This window comes from Alkaliphilus crotonatoxidans, from assembly GCF_054658015.1.
This window is the reverse complement of record NZ_BAAHXS010000004.1, coordinates 1,592,116-1,611,511: the sequence shown is the minus strand read 5'-3', so window position 1 is coordinate 1,611,511 and position 19,396 is coordinate 1,592,116. Positions and strand designations below refer to the sequence as shown.

General features: G+C 40.6%; 17 protein-coding genes. 5 read left to right on the top strand and 12 right to left on the bottom strand.

Translation table 11 applies throughout. The annotated features are described in order from the left end of the window. Positions 1–14 precede the first annotated feature (14 nt). The 4 genes from allC to ACYQ1I_RS10240 form a co-directional block, all read right to left on the bottom strand. The gene (gene allC / locus ACYQ1I_RS10255; protein WP_459764932.1) at positions 15–1,238 is read right to left on the bottom strand and encodes an allantoate deiminase; all 1,224 of its coding nucleotides are present in this window, start codon (positions 1,236–1,238) and stop codon (positions 15–17) included. Positions 1,239–1,255: 17 nt separating this feature from the next. Continuing rightward, positions 1,256–2,089, bottom strand: a complete 834-nt coding sequence (locus ACYQ1I_RS10250; RefSeq protein WP_459764930.1) for an oxamate carbamoyltransferase subunit AllH family protein — start codon at positions 2,087–2,089, stop codon at positions 1,256–1,258. A gap of 25 nt (positions 2,090–2,114) precedes the next feature. Further along, complete coding sequence (locus tag ACYQ1I_RS10245; RefSeq protein WP_459764928.1) at positions 2,115–5,114, bottom strand: bifunctional FdrA/YlbE family protein; 3,000 nt, start codon at positions 5,112–5,114, stop codon at positions 2,115–2,117. A 421-nt stretch (positions 5,115–5,535) separates the two neighbouring features. Beyond that, positions 5,536–6,822 carry an IS30 family transposase gene (locus ACYQ1I_RS10240; RefSeq protein ID WP_459761661.1) on the bottom strand — a complete coding sequence of 429 codons (1,287 nt, stop codon included), beginning with the start codon at positions 6,820–6,822 and terminating at the stop codon, positions 5,536–5,538. A 197-nt stretch (positions 6,823–7,019) separates the two neighbouring features. On the opposite strand from ACYQ1I_RS10240, the gene ACYQ1I_RS10235 reads away from it, so the two are divergent. Both ACYQ1I_RS10235 and ACYQ1I_RS10230 read left to right on the top strand, forming a co-directional pair. Next, complete coding sequence (locus tag ACYQ1I_RS10235) at positions 7,020–8,645, top strand: PucR family transcriptional regulator (RefSeq protein ID WP_459764926.1); 1,626 nt, start codon at positions 7,020–7,022, stop codon at positions 8,643–8,645. Then, the gene (locus ACYQ1I_RS10230; protein ID WP_459764924.1) at positions 8,642–9,505 is read left to right on the top strand and encodes an alpha/beta hydrolase; all 864 of its coding nucleotides are present in this window, start codon (positions 8,642–8,644) and stop codon (positions 9,503–9,505) included. Before ACYQ1I_RS10235 ends, ACYQ1I_RS10230 begins: the two co-directional genes overlap by 4 nt. Before the next feature lie 95 nt (positions 9,506–9,600). Here the strand turns inward: ACYQ1I_RS10230 and allD are convergent, their stop codons facing one another. The 8 genes from allD to ACYQ1I_RS10190 all read right to left on the bottom strand — a co-directional run bounded on the left by allD (position 9,601) and on the right by ACYQ1I_RS10190 (position 17,192). Continuing rightward, positions 9,601–10,668, bottom strand: coding sequence for an ureidoglycolate dehydrogenase (gene allD / locus ACYQ1I_RS10225; protein WP_459764922.1), 1,068 nt, complete (start codon positions 10,666–10,668; stop codon positions 9,601–9,603). A gap of 314 nt (positions 10,669–10,982) precedes the next feature. After that, entirely contained in the window at positions 10,983–11,624 is a 642-nt protein-coding gene (locus ACYQ1I_RS10220) for a cyclase family protein (protein WP_459764920.1), read from the bottom strand. 40 nt (positions 11,625–11,664) lie between these two features. Further along, positions 11,665–12,408: a tetratricopeptide repeat protein gene (locus ACYQ1I_RS10215; RefSeq protein ID WP_459764918.1), complete on the bottom strand. Its 744-nt coding sequence runs from the start codon at positions 12,406–12,408 to the stop codon at positions 11,665–11,667. A 197-nt stretch (positions 12,409–12,605) separates the two neighbouring features. After that, complete coding sequence (locus ACYQ1I_RS10210) at positions 12,606–13,751, bottom strand: hypothetical protein (RefSeq protein WP_459764916.1); 1,146 nt, start codon at positions 13,749–13,751, stop codon at positions 12,606–12,608. A gap of 13 nt (positions 13,752–13,764) precedes the next feature. Continuing rightward, positions 13,765–15,000 (bottom strand): hypothetical protein, encoded by a 1,236-nt coding sequence (locus ACYQ1I_RS10205; protein ID WP_459764914.1) that lies wholly within the window; start codon positions 14,998–15,000, stop codon positions 13,765–13,767. Further along, positions 14,975–15,880 carry an ABC transporter ATP-binding protein gene (locus ACYQ1I_RS10200; RefSeq protein WP_459764912.1) on the bottom strand — a complete coding sequence of 302 codons (906 nt, stop codon included), beginning with the start codon at positions 15,878–15,880 and terminating at the stop codon, positions 14,975–14,977. The genes ACYQ1I_RS10205 and ACYQ1I_RS10200 overlap by 26 nt, the downstream gene beginning before the upstream one ends. Further along, positions 15,880–16,635 (bottom strand): hypothetical protein, encoded by a 756-nt coding sequence (locus ACYQ1I_RS10195; protein ID WP_459764910.1) that lies wholly within the window; start codon positions 16,633–16,635, stop codon positions 15,880–15,882. The genes ACYQ1I_RS10200 and ACYQ1I_RS10195 overlap by 1 nt, the downstream gene beginning before the upstream one ends. Then, positions 16,635–17,192: an RNA polymerase sigma factor gene (locus ACYQ1I_RS10190; protein WP_459764909.1), complete on the bottom strand. Its 558-nt coding sequence runs from the start codon at positions 17,190–17,192 to the stop codon at positions 16,635–16,637. Before ACYQ1I_RS10190 ends, ACYQ1I_RS10195 begins: the two co-directional genes overlap by 1 nt. 841 nt (positions 17,193–18,033) lie before the next feature. Between ACYQ1I_RS10190 and ACYQ1I_RS10185 the strand changes: the two genes are divergently transcribed. The 3 genes from ACYQ1I_RS10185 to ACYQ1I_RS10175 all read left to right on the top strand — a co-directional run bounded on the left by ACYQ1I_RS10185 (position 18,034) and on the right by ACYQ1I_RS10175 (position 19,375). Further along, positions 18,034–18,210 (top strand): hypothetical protein, encoded by a 177-nt coding sequence (locus ACYQ1I_RS10185; protein WP_459764907.1) that lies wholly within the window; start codon positions 18,034–18,036, stop codon positions 18,208–18,210. A gap of 152 nt (positions 18,211–18,362) precedes the next feature. Then, positions 18,363–18,977, top strand: a complete 615-nt coding sequence (locus tag ACYQ1I_RS10180) for an ABC transporter ATP-binding protein (RefSeq protein ID WP_459764905.1) — start codon at positions 18,363–18,365, stop codon at positions 18,975–18,977. A gap of 212 nt (positions 18,978–19,189) precedes the next feature. Beyond that, positions 19,190–19,375 (top strand): alpha/beta-type small acid-soluble spore protein, encoded by a 186-nt coding sequence (locus ACYQ1I_RS10175; RefSeq protein ID WP_459764903.1) that lies wholly within the window; start codon positions 19,190–19,192, stop codon positions 19,373–19,375. Positions 19,376–19,396 lie beyond the last annotated feature (21 nt).

The following is a 19,396-nucleotide window of genomic DNA, read 5'->3' as shown; positions in this document are numbered from 1 at the left end:
CCTTTCTTTTTGGATTAATAAGCAAGTCTGTATAAGGCATAGGCAAGGGTTTTAATTCCCTCACGCAAATCCTCAAGCTTTGTATCTTCTGCAGGGTTATGGCTGACTCCCTTAATACTGGGTACAAAGATCATTCCTGTAGGTACATGGGGAGCAATAATTTGAGAATCATGGCCGGCACCACTATGCATTACCTTGTAGTTAACTTGATTGGCTTTACAAACCTCCTCAATCATATCAACCACCTTTTTATTCATAAGAACAGGCGCTTCATTCATCCAGTTGTCAATTTCAATTGAAATTCCCATTTTATCGGCAATGGCCTTCATATCTGCCTCCAGACCGGCGGTAAACTCCTGTAGGAAAGCGGCATCGGTATGACGGCAATCCATCGTAAACATGGTCTCTCCCGGAACAACGTTTACAGTATTGGGCTTTGGTACTACTTTCCCGAAGGTAAGCACCAAGGGGTCCCCTTCTGCCTTTGCCTTATCGATTCCATTGGTGATTATTCTAGCCATACATTCCACTGTATCTTTTCTATAGCGCATTAAAGTAGTTCCGGCATGGTTTGCCTCCCCCTTCAGGGTGATGTTATAGCGTTTCTGCCCCACAATAGAGCTTACTACCCCCACCGTATAGTTTTCTTCTTCAAGGAAATTACCCTGTTCAATATGCAGCTCAATAAAGGCCTCTATGTCATCTCTTTCCTGAATCTCGGTTGGAAAATCGAAGCCACAGCCCCGCATTGCTTCAACAAAATCAATACCATTGGCATCTTTAATGCCCTCAACATCTTCCTTTTTGGCCAACCCGAAAATGTTTTTACTCCCCCAGAAAACATAAGGGAATCGAGAGCCTTCTTCCTCAGCCATTGAAATAATCTGAATATTTTTCTTTGGTTTACCGTAGGCTTTAATTAATTCTTTCACAGCAAGATAACCGCCAAAAATCCCTAATTGCCCGTCAAGCTTTCCTCCATTCACCACTGTATCCACATGGGAGCCTGTGGCAATGGTTTTATCTGGGTTTTCTGTTCCTTCCAGGGTTGCGTACAAATTACCGATGGCATCGAAGTGGCATTTCAATCCCAGGGCTTCGAAACGTGCCTTAAGGGTCTGCTGAGCCTCTAACCAGCTAGAGGAGTAAAGCAGTCGTGTTGTTCCAGGTCCCTTCCCATCACTAATGGATGACAGCCAATCCATTGTCTCCTGTATTTCTTTCAATTGAATGTCCATGTAAATCCCCTCCTATATCATTTTGACATCTTCAAGGGCAGCTTTGTCAGGAATTTTAACCCCAATAAAAATCCAAATAGTGTGTCACTTCCTGAGGTATGGCCCATAGACTGGATTGCATAAATGGTACTTTCTATTCCATCTGTTTCCCCCTGGTTTATCAGTTTTGCAAGGCTGATTAAGCTCTGGCTGGCATACCCCCTTAATAAAGCCTTAGTATAGGCCACGCTTATCATGGTAGTACGGCTGACTGTAACCGTTAAGTCCAGGGCCTTATCCCAGATATCAAATTGATCAAATAATCTCAGGGCAAGGGTGAATCCAATCAATATATCATCCCCGCTGGGGGTTAACCCTTTGCCTCTCCCTGCAAAATATTTGATTACCCTGGTGTTCATATCAAAATCAGCTTTATCTGTATTGAGCAGTAGCTCTAGATAACTTAAGGTTTTTTCATCCAGCGTAATTCCGATCGTTTCCTTCCACTCAATGCCTTCTAAATATTGAAATAATTTTGTATTTTTAATCTCTGATGTTGATAAAAATATTTTGGGAAGCTTTAAATCCACTTCTTCTGCATTGTGATAATCTACATTGATTAGCCCATAAACACTGTAAAAAATCAGCCGATTCCCTTTATTGACCACCACATCATCGATTGTTACAGAATCCAGCAGTACCTTCAGCTTACCTTCCGGGACATTCAGCCCAAAGACAGACAAAGGGGCTTTACTGCACCCGATATAAATCAAGGTATTAGCCAACTGAACATTAATCCCTTGACGAAATTTACTATGTACTTTACCTGCACAATGGTTATTTAGAAGGAGGGCGAGGAAATTGCTCTTCACCCCTCCAAAATTTGCACTTTCACCTTTACTCAACTTCTATTCCCAGCTTCTTTGCATAGGCTATAATTGCCTTTTCAAAGCAAGCCAGTGGTGCCCTTACGGTACCTGCGCCGATCTGACCTACCCCTGCATTTTTATGGGCAATTCCTGTATTGATTAATGGAGTAATACCTGTGGCGACCACTTTTCTAGCATCGATTCCAAGGCAGGTTCCCTTAAAATTCCATGTTGGAATACTCCAGTTGGAATTGCTGGCTATACAAATTTCATCCATTTCATCTGATACCTTTAAGGCATCGTCGAAGCCTCCTGCCCCAACAAATCTTGTTACCCCCGGGGCCGCCACCATTGCCATTCCCCCTACGCCAACGGTTTCTGTAATGGCACTGTCACCTATATCAGGGTTGGCATCTTCTTCAGAATATCCGGTGAAATACAGGCCATTGGGGGTGTTCACCGGAGCAGTAAACCACTCGTCTCCCATGCCGCTGATTCTGATTCCAAAATTCCGCCCATTTCTGCTCATGGTTGTGACTACGGTACCCTCGGTAATTTTTCTTGCACAATCTACAATGGCTTTACTGGCTGCCATCATAATATTTAAGAAGAATTGGTCAGTATCCGCCAAGAATTTAATGACGCTGTATTTTTCCTTTTCGTCAATCTCCAGGGCAACGATCAGTGGTGTAATTTCCTTAAGGAAGATCAACGAAGCGGCAATGTTTCTTTGGTGGAATTCGTCCCCCATAGTAATGGCTTTAGCAATGATGACATTCAAGTTCAGGCCTTCTGCCTTCCCTTTCAGTGCCTTTGACAATACAGGCCCCAATACATCCCGCATCCATTTCAAACGATTTACTACTTCCTCTGAGAAGGCCCCAAACCTAAGAACCTTTCCAATTCCTTCATTCATGGTTGAATAGGCGGTTGAGCCATCCAGCTTGTTTTGTACCACCAACACCGGCATATTCCCCGAGGTGATCCCGCCCATTGGCCCCACAGCATTAACATGGTGGCAGGGAACAAACTTGATTTCCCCCGCCTCCAGCATCTGTCGTGCCCCTTTTTCATCTTCGGCCCAGCCTTCAAACAATACTGCCCCTACACAGGAGCCCTGCATTGGTCCTGTCATCTCTTCATATTTGATTGGCGGCCCTGCATGGAGCAGCACCTTCCCATTTAATATGTCGATGACTGATTTTGCAGGAACCACATCCATCAAAAAGGGCTGTGAGCTCTTCATTAGACCAATCACCTCTTGATTAGATTGATCGATTGTTTCAACTGCAGTCAGTTGATTTAAAATGGAGATCAGCTTCCTGTTGCCTCCTGCCAGTGGCTTCCAATCATATTGTATGGTACTGCCACCATAGGCAAGAATTGATTCTGTAAAACTGGCCAGACCAATATTGACAATTCGAGGCTTTGAATTCAGCAGGTCCATAATCCCTTCACTGATTGGGGGCAATGTTTTTTTCTGCACTGCTTTCTCTATTACCGGTTTATCTGCTTCCCGATAGTCGATTCCCTTTAGCTTTAACGCCAATCTTACCGCCTTGGCATTACTTTCCTCTACTAAAACACCACACTGCTGCAGGGTCTTCACGGCTGCCTCATAGCTTTGAGGGTCACGCTTTGTACCACATACTGTGGCAACGAAGTAAAGGGCCTTTCCCTTTTCTTTGGCCATCTTCAGTGCCTCTTGAATCGCTTCAGCTAATGCCCCTGCCATATCAGGATGGGAGCCGTATCCCAGTACACAGTCCAGTAGAATTACCCCTGTATCTTCATCCATGGCATACTCTTTAATTTTATTAATTCGAATTTCTGGGTCAATCATTGGGTGGGGCTTACCCTGGGTGTAAAGGTCGTCTCCCAGGTCAATTACCTCATAACCCCTTGCCTTAAGAATGTATCCTTCTTTTTTGGTCAGCTCTCCAAGCTCCAGTGCTTCCGCTATCAACATTCCTGCTTCCGCCGCCAGGGTTCCTCCTGAATAGAGACCCTTTACTGTTTGGTTCGCTGCCAGGTAGGTATCGATACAATTGGCCACCTTCTCCAGGTAATTTAGCTTTACCGGTCTGTCATTGGCCAAGTCAACCGCTATCCTTGCTGTTTCTTCTAGGGTATGGGCCAAATACACTTTGCCTTCATGGTGTGTTGGCTTTTCCCCTAGAAAGATGGCCACCACAGGCTTTGAAAGGCTATGCAGCAATTCTATAATTTCATCCCGAACCCTTTTGGCTGGTGGCTTGGATATGACCACGATAACATCTGTAGGATCATGGTATTCTAGCCCCAGAATTGCATCTCTCATTGTAATTCCATTCACTGCTTCACTTAGATCCCGTCCGCCGGTTCCGATGGCATGAACAACGCCACCCCCCAGTCTGTCAATCATCGTGGTTACCTCTTGAATACCAGTGCCAGAAGCCCCTACAATACCAATATTTCCAGGTCTCACAACGTTTGTAAAGGCAATAGGAATACTGGAGATAATTCCGGTGCCGCAGTCTGGCCCCATCAGCAGAAGACCTTTTTCCTGGGCCTTTTTCTTAAGCCTTACTTCGTCTTCCAAGGGTATATTATCAGAGAAGGAAAACACATGTAGTCCTTTGTCAAGTGCCTTTTCAATTTCATCTGCAGCGTATTCCCCAGGAATTGAAAAAAGGGCTAGATTGGCATCAGGCAACGCCTCCAGGGCCCCAGCCAGATTGGTTACGTTTTCAATATTATTTTTCTTCTTTTTAACGGCCAGATCACTTAAGAATCGATCAGTTTCGGCCAGAACATTTTGAAGGATACCTTCGTCTGAAGCTTCCACCACAATTACCATATCACTTGGCTCAGCAGTTTCAACCTCTGCTGTAGCAAGACCACTATTTCTAAAAATATCTTTATTGGCATTTGTCCCCATCATAATCGAGCACTTTTTCACGCCTGGCAGGGTATTAATTGCATTGGTCAGCAGCATAAGATTGATTGAATCTTGATAAGTATTTTTTTTAATTACTGTATATAACACTTGAAATCCCCCTTTGATGTGCTAGTATAAATATATCACTATTTTATTAGATAATCATTGGCATAAACATATAGATTATAGGCCATTTTTTATACCTAAAGGATAAAGGGGTGGTAATTTGAAACTTAAATGAAAGGCGAGATGCCATTTTGTAAAGTGAAACGCAATATTTGAAACCGACAACTGAATATTTGTAAACGAAACGCAGTTTTTGTACTCGAGAAGCCAGTTTTGAAAACAAAAAGCCACTATTGTAACCCAAATGCAGTTTGATTTTCCGAAAAATCTGGTGTATTATGGGTTAAAATGGGCATGCCAAACAGAGATCGACTCCCTCTCGATTTTTTTGTAATCGGAGAATCCACCCCTGTTTTATGGATTAAGCATGGATAGTTGGCAGCGCAGTACTTAGTTTCTAATGTTACTTTTTGAGAAGACTTTGTTTTAGCGTGATGTTATCGGCTGCAACCGGTGAACATCCGAGTTTATGCAAAACCTCTTCTCCGTGGTAGAAGCTGAACGTTTCGTATGGGCTACGATTGTTCAGCTTTTTTCTTTTGTAGGAATTGATATGATTCATCATCGTTGTGATGTCTTCCTGAACTAGGTGATTAAAGCTTGTCCCTTTAGGAAGCACTCTACGAATCAGGCAATGATTGACTTCAATAGCCCCCTTCTGGTGAGGACAACCGGCATCGCAGTAATAAATCCGTGTGCGCAAATCAGGCCCATACTCAATAGCCTTGGGATTGGAAAACTCACTACCATTGTCCGTAAGAATAACAGGAAACAGTTTTCGAAACGGTTCACGTCCGAGCCGTTGATCAAGGTCATTAAATATATCAATTACCGATTGAGAGGTATTGGATTCCCTCAGGAAAGCAAGCATCAGATTAGTTTCTACGAAATGTATTGTTAGTAGGCACTTACCACCCTGGGAACCAATTACAGTGTCCATTTGGACGATCGCAGTATCAGGATTATCGTCAATGAAGCTTTGGAACGCCTCGTAGTTGCGACCAATTCTGCAGCCCTTGTCTACTTTAAATTCCGGCTTTTTATATCGCTCGCGGAACTTTACTTTCCTGGGTAAATCAATATTGCGCACATCGAGCAAGCAGGCATCGATGTAGTTATAGATGGTTTTTTCACTACACATTATTTCATCTTGATGAGTAACATAAATCTGATGGATGGATTGTCCCTGCTTCACCAGCGGACTGATAATTGCATTAAGTCTGGCTATCTCTTCTTCGCTGACACACAGACCACTACGGGATTCAGAAATAATTTTATGAGCTTTAACATGAGCATGCTCCGCATGGTAGAGGTTTTTCATCAAAGTACACTTACTGATCTGCTCGCAGCCATTGCAGACGTAAGGTACCCGAAATCTTGCAGTACAGATTTCCTCAATGAAGTCAGGGCAGTTGTGGTTACACTTTTGACAGAGTTTGCAGTATGCTGCTGAAAGCCTCGAGCATTCCTTGCCGCAGAGCCTTTTCTTTCTACAGTTAATACGGTTTTTGCAAGCATTGTATGGAAACCCTGGATATCCAGTGGCTACTTCTGCAAGATGCTTACGGACTTCTCTGGAAATCGTTGTCGGATTCTTATGCAATCTCCGAGCAATTTCTTTAAATGATACACTCTCTTTTAGGTATTTTTGAAGGGTTAGCCTCTCTTCGTATGTAAAAAACTTAGACATATTTTACTCTCCTTTTTGCCGCCAACCCATTTAGAATATATGGCAGAGAAAAGGTTTGTAAATAAAAAGATTGGTTCAAGACCAATCTTTTGTAAGCCAGATTGCAACCACCTGGAATTTATTCATTTTATCGCTTTATATATTTTAATTTCAATTGAAAGGGTTGCATTTCGATTTGCAATTAAAGGGGTGGTAATTTGAATATTAAAGACATGATGAAGATTAAATCCCTTCAAAGAGCCAAATTAATAGCAGGTCAAGACGGTATCTTAAACAAAATCAATGGGGTTAACGTGCTAGAGGCTATTGATATTGAAAACTGGGGCCAGCCTGGAGAGGTTATTCTTACCAGTTTTTTTGCACTGCACAATCTTAGTGACAATGAACTGGATCAATTTTTTCAAAAGCTCAGGGCCATCGGTACCAGTGCTATTATTATCAAAATTGACAGATTGGTTCAGCAGATTCCGGCCCACATTATTGGTTTGTGCAACAAGCATTCCATTCCCCTTGTACAGATTGGCAAGGAGGTAAAATATGAAGGGATTATTCTTGAAATATTGGGGCCTATTATCAACAAGAACGTTAATCTCCTGAACAAATACTATGAGGTACATAGTGAGTTAACATCCCTTGCACTGAAAATGCCCTCAACCGAGGAAATTCTTCGGGAATTTAAGAAGATGATTCAGCGGGAGGTGAGCTTAATTAATCTATTAAAGGGTACTGAAGTCAGCACAAATCCAAGGCTTTGTCATATTACCCCCCTTAGTACAAGGGCCATATCCCCGGAGAAATATATGCATTTTAATTATGAGCGTAAAAAGGTGATTTATCATGGTGCCAGCCCTGAGATGATCGGCCAGCAGATTCGGGTGAGAATCCCCTATTTGGGCTATGAGGATTATGAGTTGGTTATCCATGAGCTTCTAGATGAGATTAACGCAGAGGACTTCATGATTATTGAAAACGCCGTTAAATTTCTTCAAATGGAATTATTAAAGAAATACATGATCTCACAAAATAAGTTTCAGCAGAAAAATAGTATTACCAATGATTTATTAAATGACAGGCTTTATGAGGAAAAGGATATTGATGAAGTACTGGAATCTTTAGATATACACAATCATCGGTATTATCAGGTAATTTTAGTGGCTTTACATCAACAGGATGAAAATAAAAAGCCCGATAAAAACCGGATGCTTCAGATTTTAAGACAGGTTCGATGTAGGTTTATTGCCAGCTTTAAGAAAATAGCCTTTATGGAAAATTTGGACAGGATAGCCTTTATCATTAATTATGATGACCTTCAATATGGCCCAAACACTACTCAAATTGTAAAGATCATGAATGACATGGTCGAGGATCAGCTTTTTAATGGGCTTCACTACTATGTCAGCATCAGCTCAAGGGTGGAAAAATTGGGAATTCCCAAGGCCAACAGGGAGGTTTTAGATACCCAAAAGGTTCTCAGGCTATTTCACGATGGTAATAAAATATTACCCTATGAGGAGCTGGGAATCTACAAGCTTTTCTTAGAATCAAACAGCCTTGGAAATCTGGAGAAGTTCATTTCTCCAAGGATAAATGCCTTTCGACTGGATTATCCTCAGCTATTTGAAACCCTGAAGACCTTTTTAGATACAAATCAATCCTACAGCCTTACCTCAGAAAAATTATTTCTGCATCCCAAGACCGTGAGGTACCGAATTGACAAAATCAAGGAGTTATTGGATATCGACTTTAAAAATCAGGAAGAAGTCCTTCAAATTCAAGTTACGGCAAGATTATTGAAACTAATGGAGGGAAGAAAAAAATCATGAATCAAAAAGAAGTGATTAGTTTTAAGACAACAGCAGGAATCGAATTGAAGGGCAGCCTTTATCGGGCAACGACCCTTAGAAAGGAAATTACGATTATCTACTTCCATGGAGGAGGCCTGTTCTTCGGAGACAGGGACGATTTACCAAAGGTTTATGTTAATCACTTTTTAAGGGGTGGCTATGATTTCCTGGCCTTGGATTATCCCCTGGCACCCGAAACAAAGATTGGAGGTATTCTACAGGCCTCCTCTGAAGCCCTACGCTTCTACCTAAAAAATTACAATGACCCTTTGGGTCTGAAGAGCAATCAATATATTCTTTTCGGCAGATCAGCGGGGGCATATCTTTCCTTTATGGTATGGGATCAATTAATGTCTCAGGGAATAACCCTTCCGAAGGCAATCATTAGCCTCTACGGGTATACCCGCTTTGATGAGCCTGAATTTAATATGCCAAGCAAATATTATCATAAAATGGCCAAAATTCCCGATGAAATTATAAAGAAAATCGTCTCTGACACGCCAGTGACCTATGGGCCAATGAATACCCGATTTTTCCTTTATGTTAAGGCAAGGCAGGAGGGAACCTGGATAAGACAGCTATGCGACTGCCAAAGTCCTGAAGGGTATTCATTGGCCGGAGAGAAGCTGAAATTACTGCCACCAACCTTCCTGGCGGCGGCATCCCAGGACCCCGATGTTCCCTACCGGATTTCAAAGACCCTTTCAAAGGAAATTCCCGATGCGAAGCTCATTACCATTTATGGAGAGATGCACGACTTTGACAGGGAGCCCAGTAGCCCTTCAGGCAGCCTTGTATACGAAGAAATGACCCAATGGCTGGAATCCCGCGGCCTTTAGGGAAAAACTAGGTTAAAGATGTTTGGGTTGCAACATTAATTAAGGCCTTAACAAAATTGTTAAGGCCTTATAGTATGGATTAAATTGAAATGCTTTTAATTGGCAAAGGTACCCCTTCCATCATAGCCATTATAATGAACCACGTCACTGGTCAAATAATCATAGATTTCTTTTACAATGGGAATACCATTACGTTCATATTCCGCCGCAACTCGCTCAGAGGGCTCACCTGGCACCAAAACCTCATCGAACCCTGGGGCAGGCCGAAGCCTGTGGATTTCATCCACCATCTGGGACACATTATTTTTAAAGGTTTCAAGGGAGCTGAAATATTCAGGATTAATAACTAAATGGATCTGACCTAATTCACGCCCTGCTGAAAGATCTGCATACATGGAGGACACATGTTTGCCAAAGGGAACTCCCAACAGGGAGCCGCACAGAATATCTACCATCATCATTAGGCCATAGCCCTTAGGGCCTGCAATAGCCTGAAGGCCACCTACTGCAAAGGGGTCGGTGGTAGGACGTCCGTTTTTATCCACTGCCCAGCCTTCTGGAATAGGCTTGTTTTTAGCCCTGGCGTCTAAAATCTTTCCCCAGGCTCCCACCGTTGTGGCCATATCAAAGATTATGGGTTCTCGCCCGGCACATGGTGCTGCAAATCCAATGGGGTTTGTTCCAAAATATGGATCAGCTGCACCGTAGGGCACTACCATGGGATCAGATTGACACATGGACATCGCAATCATCCCTTCATTGGCCGCCATTCTCAGAAAATACGACAGGGTACCGCAATGTCCCAGCTCCCGCATCCCAACAAGACCGATACCGTTTTCCCTGGCCAGCTTAATTGCTTCTTCCATACCATTTTTAGCCACCACCATGCCTACAGCATTATCTCCTTCATAAATTCCCGTACATGGCCCGGTTTTTATAAAGGAGAGGTTTGGATGAATAGTGCTTCCCCCCTTGGCAATCCGTTCTGCATAATATTCAACCCTTACAGCCCCGTGGGAATGAACACCCCGACTGTCGGCATAGGTTAAATGGTTAGCCACCTCCTGGGCATGCTCCTCAATGAGACCGGCCTTCATCAGCTTATCTTTAATCAATTGATGCAACTCTTCATACTTTACTAATACCATTTCCTGACTACTCATAAGATAGCGCTCCTTTTCATTCTCTTTTCCTGAAACCAGGTTAGATCACTTACCTTTATTGTACAGATCAATGCTCTTTTTTGCATCATCCCCCAGGGATAATTCTTCCCTTAGTGATTTGTCCAATATAGATAAATCAGGGATAGATCATACAAATATGCCCCAAAAAGGGTCTTTCTTTAGCTAAGTAAAACTAAAAAATTCAAGTATACTTTTCTCTTGAATTTTGGTTAGATTATGTTAATTATTTATTATATCCCTTAAATTATTAAAACCAGTACCCTTATAACAGTACTGGTTCTTTGATGAAAACCCTATTCCAGCTCCATGGCCACGGCCCGTACCGGCGAACCATCGGCCTGATCATACTTTAGCGGCAGACAAGAGAACAAAAAGGTCTTCCCTTGAATTTGATCTAAATTCGTTAAATTTTCAATCACAATCATGTTTTCCTTAAATAATCGATGATGAATAGAAAAGCTGGTGGTTTCCATGGAATCAATGGAGATGGCGTCAATGCCGATTCCCTTTAAATGAAAACTGATGAGCCATTCAACCCCTTCAAGGGATAGGGCAGGAAAGTCTTTGAAATACTTTTCATCACCCCAGTTGTGGCTCCAGCCGGTATTGATCAGTACAAAATCTACTTCCCTTAAGGTTTCTTCATATCCCTTTAAATCCGCCAGTTGTATTTCCTTTCCCCTCAGGTCAGTACAATCAATAACCGTAGCCCTTCCTACGAAATGATTAATGTCCAGCTGATCAAGGCTCTTTGCTCCCCATACCATATGGGCCGGGGCATCAATATGGGTTCCGGTGTGGGAATACATTAAAAATTTCGTCTCGGCAAAGCCATGGCTTCTGATGGTGTTTGCAGGTAAAAAAATAGGCTCCTCTGTACCTGGAAAAACAGGCATCCTTCCATGCATTTTATGAGTTAAATCTATCACTCTCATCCTTCCACCTCCATATACTTTTCTAAATTTGTTGACCACATTAATTCGTATGGGCCTTCAGGCGTTTTCTGGCCTCCTCAGCCACCCATAGCCTGTTTCCTTGCTGGGCAATTTGCCGATATTTTTCCTTTGCTGCCGTTAAGTTCTTCTCCTGCTCTTCTATTTGGGCTAAGCCAAATAATGCACTTAATTTTAGACGGGTATTTAGCCTTTCCTTTAAAAGCGCCTGTAAGTGGGCTTTGCATTCTTCGTATTTACCTAAAATAAAAAATCGTTGCGCCACCAATAGCTTTGTGCTGATGGCTAAATCTCTTCTGACGGGGGCTAATGCAGGCAATTGACCTGTAAACAGACTTTCTGCCTGGTCCATCTGCCCCAGATTTTGATAGCAGACTATGAGATTAATGGTATAAGCCAGCAATGATCCGTTTTTAGGGGACAAATATTGTTGATCCTGAGCCAGCAGCAGCTCCTTAGCCTTTTCAAATTCTCCCATGGAAATTAGGCCGGCAGCCATGTCTATATTAAGATAGCATCTATACTTGGGATCCTTGCCAGTAACCTTGATTTGTTTTTCTGTGGCTTCAATAAAGCGCTGGGGATCACAGTCTTCATTTAAGAGCCTGCTTCTTTTTGTATTTTTCACCAGGACAATGATTATGTAGCCTGCCATGACGATAGCTAATGTAATGGCTCCGGCTAAAATAATACGATTCAATAGTATTGTCAAGGTAATCATTAAAACAAAGGTAATGGCCATAAGTTGACCTCTTCTAACCAGCATAATTATATTCAGTTCCTTTCTTTTTCATTCTCGATGCGATTAGTTAGAATGAATTATTTTTTTCTTTAGTTCATTATAGCCCATATAAAAAATCAATACAAATTTTTCCCCTTATGATTAATATTCTGGATGCAAGCTAAAATAGAAACAGCCCCTTACCTTTTACAAGGCCAATAGGGCTGTTTGATCATTCCTTTTTAACTTAAAATATCTGCTGCTCGATTCCTCCTGGTCTCTGCCGTGACGGCAAAAATACTACTGACAGATAAAAATATATACAGCAAAGGTAAAAAGTACTGGGGCATATTGATCTCTGTCATTCTATAAATCAACCATTTAAAAATAAGGCCAATGAATAAAGCCCCCAGTGGAATCTGAACACCAATCAACGTCATATAATTGGGTACCCGATTAGAGATAACGACTACAATTAAAGTTGTCACAAGGGCTAAAAGATAAATGCCTGCCACGGTTAGAAGTATATAATTCATAAAGGTCAGAGGAAACCATGATACAAAATAAGAGTTAAATGAGGTCACACTGGCCTTCAAAAACATGGCTGTTTCATTTTTGGTATATACCAGGAAAAAGAGCAACAGCTGCAATGTTGTGATGATCAAGGTTGCCCCCATGGCCGCCAGGAGCTTTTTATGAAATATACCTCTGCCTGTTTTAGAGGTATATTGAAGATAATTTACTCTGTTCAATCGATCCTTTAAATGAATAGGCGAAATCATCAGCATGATACTAATTAAAATGAGAGTCGCCATATAGGGAATCATATCATTGTAATTTTCAAATACGATATAGGAAAAAACTGCTGTTTCCTGTTCAGCATTAAAAATTTCATTTAATCGCTTTTCCTGTTCCGTTCCCAGATGGGCATAGGATTGCTTCAAATTGTTTTGTCGATTTTCATAGGTTCCGATAATCCTCTTTTTTTCCTGAAGCTGCCAGAAAACCTCTACTTGCTCCTGGAACAGGATCTGGTTTCGAAGCTCCTCCGTCACCTCATCATGCAGGGAAGTGTCTAAAAAGTCCTCATAGGTGGTAATACCGGCCTTAACGAAGTCCTCTCTGGACTGCAAATATTCATTGGCTTCATTGATTTGCCTTTCATAACCCGCTTTAAAATCTAAAAATTCTGCTTCATTCATATAAAGCCCGTAGTTTTCCAGCATTTCGATGCTAATACGGTATTCATCTAGTGCCGGTCTGCCATTGGGAAAATGGCTGATATAAAAGCTGATAAATAAAAAGTAAAACAGGCCTGTAATTAACACCATCAAAAGGACCTTTTTGAGGGTGAAAATCTGCTTTATTTCATTGACTATAATTGTCATGGTTCTTCTCTCCTTACAAAATATCTCGTCTCATAAACTTGCTAGTTAACAGACCTCCTAAAAGGGCAACCATCATTCCCCAGCATGCCATTGTCAGCACTTCGTAATACTGAAAAGTTGCAAAGGCGCCTCCTTCCATGAACCAAGCCATTGGATTCAATATCATCGTAAAGGGGGTAAAGCCTGCTGCCAGGATCAAAATACTGCTTTTAGGCATATAGCCCGGCAATAATAAAAGGCCCCCCATTAAAATAGCAAAGGCAAAAAATACTCGATAACTGCCAGAGATTATATTGGCCAGAAGGTAGGTAATGCCTGTAAATAATATCTGACAAAGATAAAGAAGACCTGCGCTTAACAATAAATAGCTCTGAAGGCTCAAGGGCCACCAGGAAATATAGGGTAGTCTATATTCACCGTTGAAATAGCTGCTGATGGGAACATTTTTCAAGGCTGAATAATCAAATATCATAAAATATGCCGTTAAAGTAATTCCTAATACAAGGGTGGTTGCCAGTATGGTACTGAATAATGAGGCCCAGAGCTTGTCTATCTGAAGGTTTCTTCCCCTTTTGGTACTGTAGGCCAGCAGATGGCTTTCATTTTCAAACTCGTAGCTCATTATATGACTGGTGATTAAAACTGCTAAAATCATTACCTCGAAAATAATCCACCTATAGAGGGTTTTAAAGAGCAGGCTATGCATATGATAAATGGGCCCAATAAAGAAAAGGTGCTTATGCTCGCCGGCATCCTTCAGATCGTTTAGGCGATCTGTCAGTAATAAATACTGCTTCCTTACAGCATCAGCAGCCCTTCCCTGAAGACCAAATTTTGTTATTTCATCCTCTGCCACCGCCCCTAAATCAATTTCCTCATAGATTTGATCAATATCATCAATCATATCACGAAGCACCTCCAACAGATTTCCCTTGATAATCAGAGACCGCTCCCCTTGACTCAGTTCATGGGGGTTTTCAAGCAGGCTGATGACCTCTACCCCCTTGTCCTTAGCAATACTATTTATGTCATCTAAGGCTTTCTGGTACTGTTCCTCTAGTTTCACCCTCATATCTTCATTTATTTCTGTTCCCACCTGCTGGAATATTTGATTCATGATTTTCAGTTCATCCCTTGCCCAGTAATGACCATAAATAACAAAGAGATTAAAGGCGATAAAAATCAGTATTAATGCAATTACAACGGGAGAAGCAGCAGCCTTTTTAAATTCGTTGATGATGGTAGTCATCCTGTGCTCCCTCCTCTGGGTTTTGGTCTTGATAGATGTATAGAAACACATCCTCCAGCCCGGGGGCTACAGGCTTCCATTGGGCTTGGAGCCGTTCCCTGCTAATAAACCTAATTTTCATCTTGCCCCCCTCCTGCTTTTCAGCAAGGGACAAATAGCCCTTTCTAAAGGCCGGCACATCTGAATATGGCATTTGGGTTTCGTATACCATGCCCTCAACCAGACTACAGATTTTTTCTACAGAGTCGTGATGAAGGATTCTTTGGTCCTTCAGCAGGATAATTTCATTGGCAATAGACTCCACATCGGAAACAATATGGGTGGAAAGTATGACAGTACGATCAATGGCCAGTTCTGAAATAAGGTTTCTGAAACGGGCCCTTTCCTTCGGGTCTAGGCCTGCCGTAGGCTCATCAAGAATAAGAATTTTAGGATCATTTAGCATCGCCTGGGCAATACCCACACGCTGGATCATTCCACCGGAATATTTTTTTAGCTTTTTATCCATGACCTCCTCCAGCCCCACCAGCTTTAAAAGCCTTGCTGTCCGCTCCTTGGCTGCTTTTCTTTCAATTCCCTTTAAGGCGGCAAGGTACATCAAATATTGCCGGGCACTATAATTCCGATAGTATCCAAAGGTTTGTGGAAGATACCCCAATATATTACGGTATTCCTCGTCCAGCTTGATAATATCCTCTCCATGATAAAGAATTTCCCCCTTGCTGGGAAACAACAGGGTAGTCAGCATCTTGATCAAAGTAGTCTTTCCTGCTCCGTTGGGGGCCAGCAAACCATAGACACCTTTATTAAATTCGATATTAATATCCTTTAATACACAAAAGCTGCCATAGCTTTTTTCTACATCCTTTACTAACAGCATTAAATTGTCCCTCCTTGACTTCTATAGTAAAATAGCTTTTTCAGTTTGTTGATATAAACCATCAGACCAGCCAATGCCAGTACCCAGTATAGAAAAACAGGTACACTGGTTAATATGCGGTAATACAGCTCAGTCGCAAAGTAGACTGGTAATAGATTACCCAAGATCCATCCGACAATCACTATTTGCTTTGAATAGGACCTGTTTGTTTCCATCATTCCATACAACAAAAGGGTTGAAAAAATGAACAAAGCGCTGATGGATATGGCAAAGGCCAGTATATAGTTAACCCCTTCATATCGCCCGGCAATCCAATACAGCAGCAAACCATTAATGAGGATAGTAATGATACTAAAAACCAACATTTTAAAGGCCGCCAGTTGATATAGATTGTATTTACATGCCATTTCAACCTCATAGGTGCTGCTCATTTTCATTTTGATTAAAAAAAATAGGGTAGTGGTCAAGTATAATAAGGGGGAAAAGGTAAACAGCATAGGATAAAAGGCAACGACAGTAAAGGTAGCCTTCAAATTAAATAGGATTGTCACCAGGGCCAATACCATGAGACTGATGACGAAAATAATTTCAGTAAAATCTCTAAATATATATTGAAGGCCCAGCTGCTTGTACATTTTGATCAACATTGTCAGGAAGCCTTCTCCTTCAGGAAGCCCCTTTTTAAGAATGATCTGTATTTCCTGTTGAATACGGTCGTCACTGGGATATGGAACATGAAGCCTTTCTTTTTTCATTACTTACCCTCCCCAAGGTTTTTTTTGATTTTCTTGATCATAGCGTAATATCTCGTTTTAACGGTGGATTCTGGTATTTTCATGAGGCTGGCTATCTCTAAAAAGCTATATTCACCAAAGAGCTTTAGCCTAAAAATTTCTTGATTGGATGTTTCAAGCTGTCCTACCAGTTCTGTAATCTTCTCGATATCTTCTTTGTACTCAATACGATGGGTGAAGTCGTCATATTCAGTGGCCTCCAGATTATTATGTTCATCAAGGGAAATTGTCAGCTGACTTAATTGATGGTGTCTGGAACGGAAATAATCAATTATACGGTTGGTGGCAATTCTATAGAGCCAGGTTCTGAAGGCGCTTTTTTCCTCATCATAATACTTGATGGATTTAAGCGCGCTGATGAAAATTTCCTGGGTTAAATCCATTGCCAGCTCTTTGTTAAGGGTTTGGCGGTAGGCATAGGAATAAATTTCTCTGTAGTATTTTGTAATTAAGCTGTTGGCAGCCTCCGAGTGATTTCTTTTTTTGATTTTCCTGATCCATTGCTTCTCTTCTTTCAATATTCCACCACCATCCCTTCGCCGGCATCGGTTTTAATGTCCTATTGATATATTCGTTATACTTACTAAAATAGTTTTAGTCAGATGAAAGTTTATTATTGCCAATTTATTGTTAATAAAAAGAAGCTACCTAAATCAATTTACTGATCTAAGTAGCTTCCAAATATGATAGTGTTTTGTACATTCATTTTAACACAATTCTGTTATCTCTAATCTCCTGAATTCACAAATTTTTACTTTACAATATTTGACATCAATTTCTTTTTGTGTTATTCTCACCTTGTAAGTTGTGTGGAGTTTAATAAGGGGATTATTATGATGAACACTGATTACATTTATATTATTTTAAGTTTTATATTTATAGTTGTATATATTTTAAGATATCGAAATAATCTAAGTAAGAGATTAGGGTTCTTAGCTATTGGTTCATTTATTATATATATGATATTAGCTAAAATGTTAACAGCAAAATTTAATTTACTATATGTATCGAAAAGTATATTACTATATATACTTATTGACCAAGCGATTTTTTATCTGAAAAACAGTAAAAATAAAAAATAATATCATTAAACTTTACACAACGAAGCATCTTTAGTATTAATGATTTTAAAAGATAATAACTAAAAACAAAATCATTGATAAAAGTTTTGCCACCAAGTAGTATGTATAAGTTTTATAGATCCTTTCTGACATTAATTATCAAAGTTCATGTCAGAGAGGACTTTTTTTATGATGGCCGTTACAAGGGTATTTTTAAGAAAAATAATAGCGAGGAAATCTATAATACATACCCTAATTTTTATGGATGCTATTCACTACAATCGCACAGACGAAGAATATGCTAGAGAAGTTAGTTGCATTGAAGGATAATTCTGGAAACCCCGGTTGGTTGGGCGAAATTTTTTCTTATCAAATGGTCGGTGTAGTTTACGGAGGATTAATTTTAATAGGTATTTACATTTTTATTTTGCCCAATCGTCAAGATGTACGTGTATTATATAATCAGGAAATTTAGTAAAATCAATGCAAAACCAAAAAGTTAATTTTTATATGGGGCTTAGAACCAGATTTTATTATTCCGTTCCAAGCTGTCAAAGTAACATAACCCATTGATTTTCATACTATACCATATAGGAAAATCGTATTTTCTTGGAAGGAGGAGCCCTATTGAATGCTGCAAAATTTGTTGAAATACAGGATATATCCATGACATATCATACCCTGGAGGGGGAAACCAAAGCTCTTCAGCATTTATCCTTTGTAGTTAACCAAGGCGAGATTATCGCCATAGTGGGCCCCAGTGGCTGCGGCAAATCAACGATATTATCAATTATTTCTGGTCTAATAAAGCCTACTATAGGCAAAGTATTGATAAACGGGCAAAGGGTAGACGGAACCAGTAAACATGTGGGCTATATGTTTCAAAGTGATCATCTATTCCCATGGCGTAATATAATGGACAATGTATTGATTGGCCTTGAAATTCAGAAAAAGGTCAGCGATGATAGTAGGCGTAAGGTAATAAGACTGCTGGATACCTACGGGTTGGGAGAATTCAAGTATCATTATCCCCATCAGCTTTCCGGCGGTATGAGACAGCGGGTTGCTTTAATTCGAACCTTAGCCATTGAACCAGATTTACTGCTGCTGGATGAACCCTTTTCCGCCCTGGATTATCAAAGTCGACTGGCAGTTAGTGATGATATTGCTAAAATTATTAAAAAGGAAAAAAAGACTGCCATCATGGTAACCCATGATATTGCAGAAGTGATGTATTGCTAAATACTACTCTTTTATTCTAATATTTATTATCTTCTATCTCATTAGTTTGCAGATACCATATATACTAACATTAATGGATTTTTTCAATTTCGATTTATATACAAATGAATTGTAAACCAAAGCCTTAAGAAAAATACCTCTACACTAAGGATACTTTTTTATTTTTTACATACCCTATACTTAATGATTTTTTTATAAAGGAGGGGTTTTTATTGCCTAAAAGAAAGCTGGTTGTTCCCAATGCACGCCAGGCCCTTGAAGAGTTTAAAATGGAAATTGCCCAGGAATTCGGCGTTGATGACCCAAGGTCTCTGGCCTCAAGGCATACTGGTCAAATTACCAGAAGATTGGTTGAAATGGGTGAAAAACAGCTAATTGACCAAAACAAGAATAAATGAGGTCAGCCTGTACAATATTTT

Excerpts from the sequence above, each read along its gene's own strand:
- ACYQ1I_RS10195 (WP_459764910.1), bottom strand. The coding sequence starts at position 16,635 with ATGAAAAAAGAAAGGCTTCATGTTCCATATCCCAGTGACGACCGTATT.
- ACYQ1I_RS10210 (WP_459764916.1), bottom strand. The coding sequence starts at position 13,751 with ATGACAATTATAGTCAATGAAATAAAGCAGATTTTCACCCTCAAAAAG.
- ACYQ1I_RS10240 (WP_459761661.1), bottom strand. The coding sequence starts at position 6,822 with ATGTCTAAGTTTTTTACATACGAAGAGAGGCTAACCCTTCAAAAATAC.
- ACYQ1I_RS10205 (WP_459764914.1), bottom strand. The coding sequence starts at position 15,000 with ATGACTACCATCATCAACGAATTTAAAAAGGCTGCTGCTTCTCCCGTT.
- ACYQ1I_RS10200 (WP_459764912.1), bottom strand. The coding sequence starts at position 15,880 with ATGCTGTTAGTAAAGGATGTAGAAAAAAGCTATGGCAGCTTTTGTGTA.
- ACYQ1I_RS10215 (WP_459764918.1), bottom strand. The coding sequence starts at position 12,408 with ATGCTGGTTAGAAGAGGTCAACTTATGGCCATTACCTTTGTTTTAATG.
- ACYQ1I_RS10185 (WP_459764907.1), top strand. The coding sequence starts at position 18,034 with ATGCTAGAGAAGTTAGTTGCATTGAAGGATAATTCTGGAAACCCCGGT.
- ACYQ1I_RS10220 (WP_459764920.1), bottom strand. The coding sequence starts at position 11,624 with ATGAGAGTGATAGATTTAACTCATAAAATGCATGGAAGGATGCCTGTT.
- ACYQ1I_RS10230 (WP_459764924.1), top strand. The coding sequence starts at position 8,642 with ATGAATCAAAAAGAAGTGATTAGTTTTAAGACAACAGCAGGAATCGAA.
- allC (WP_459764932.1), bottom strand. The coding sequence starts at position 1,238 with ATGGACATTCAATTGAAAGAAATACAGGAGACAATGGATTGGCTGTCA.
- allD (WP_459764922.1), bottom strand. The coding sequence starts at position 10,668 with ATGAGTAGTCAGGAAATGGTATTAGTAAAGTATGAAGAGTTGCATCAA.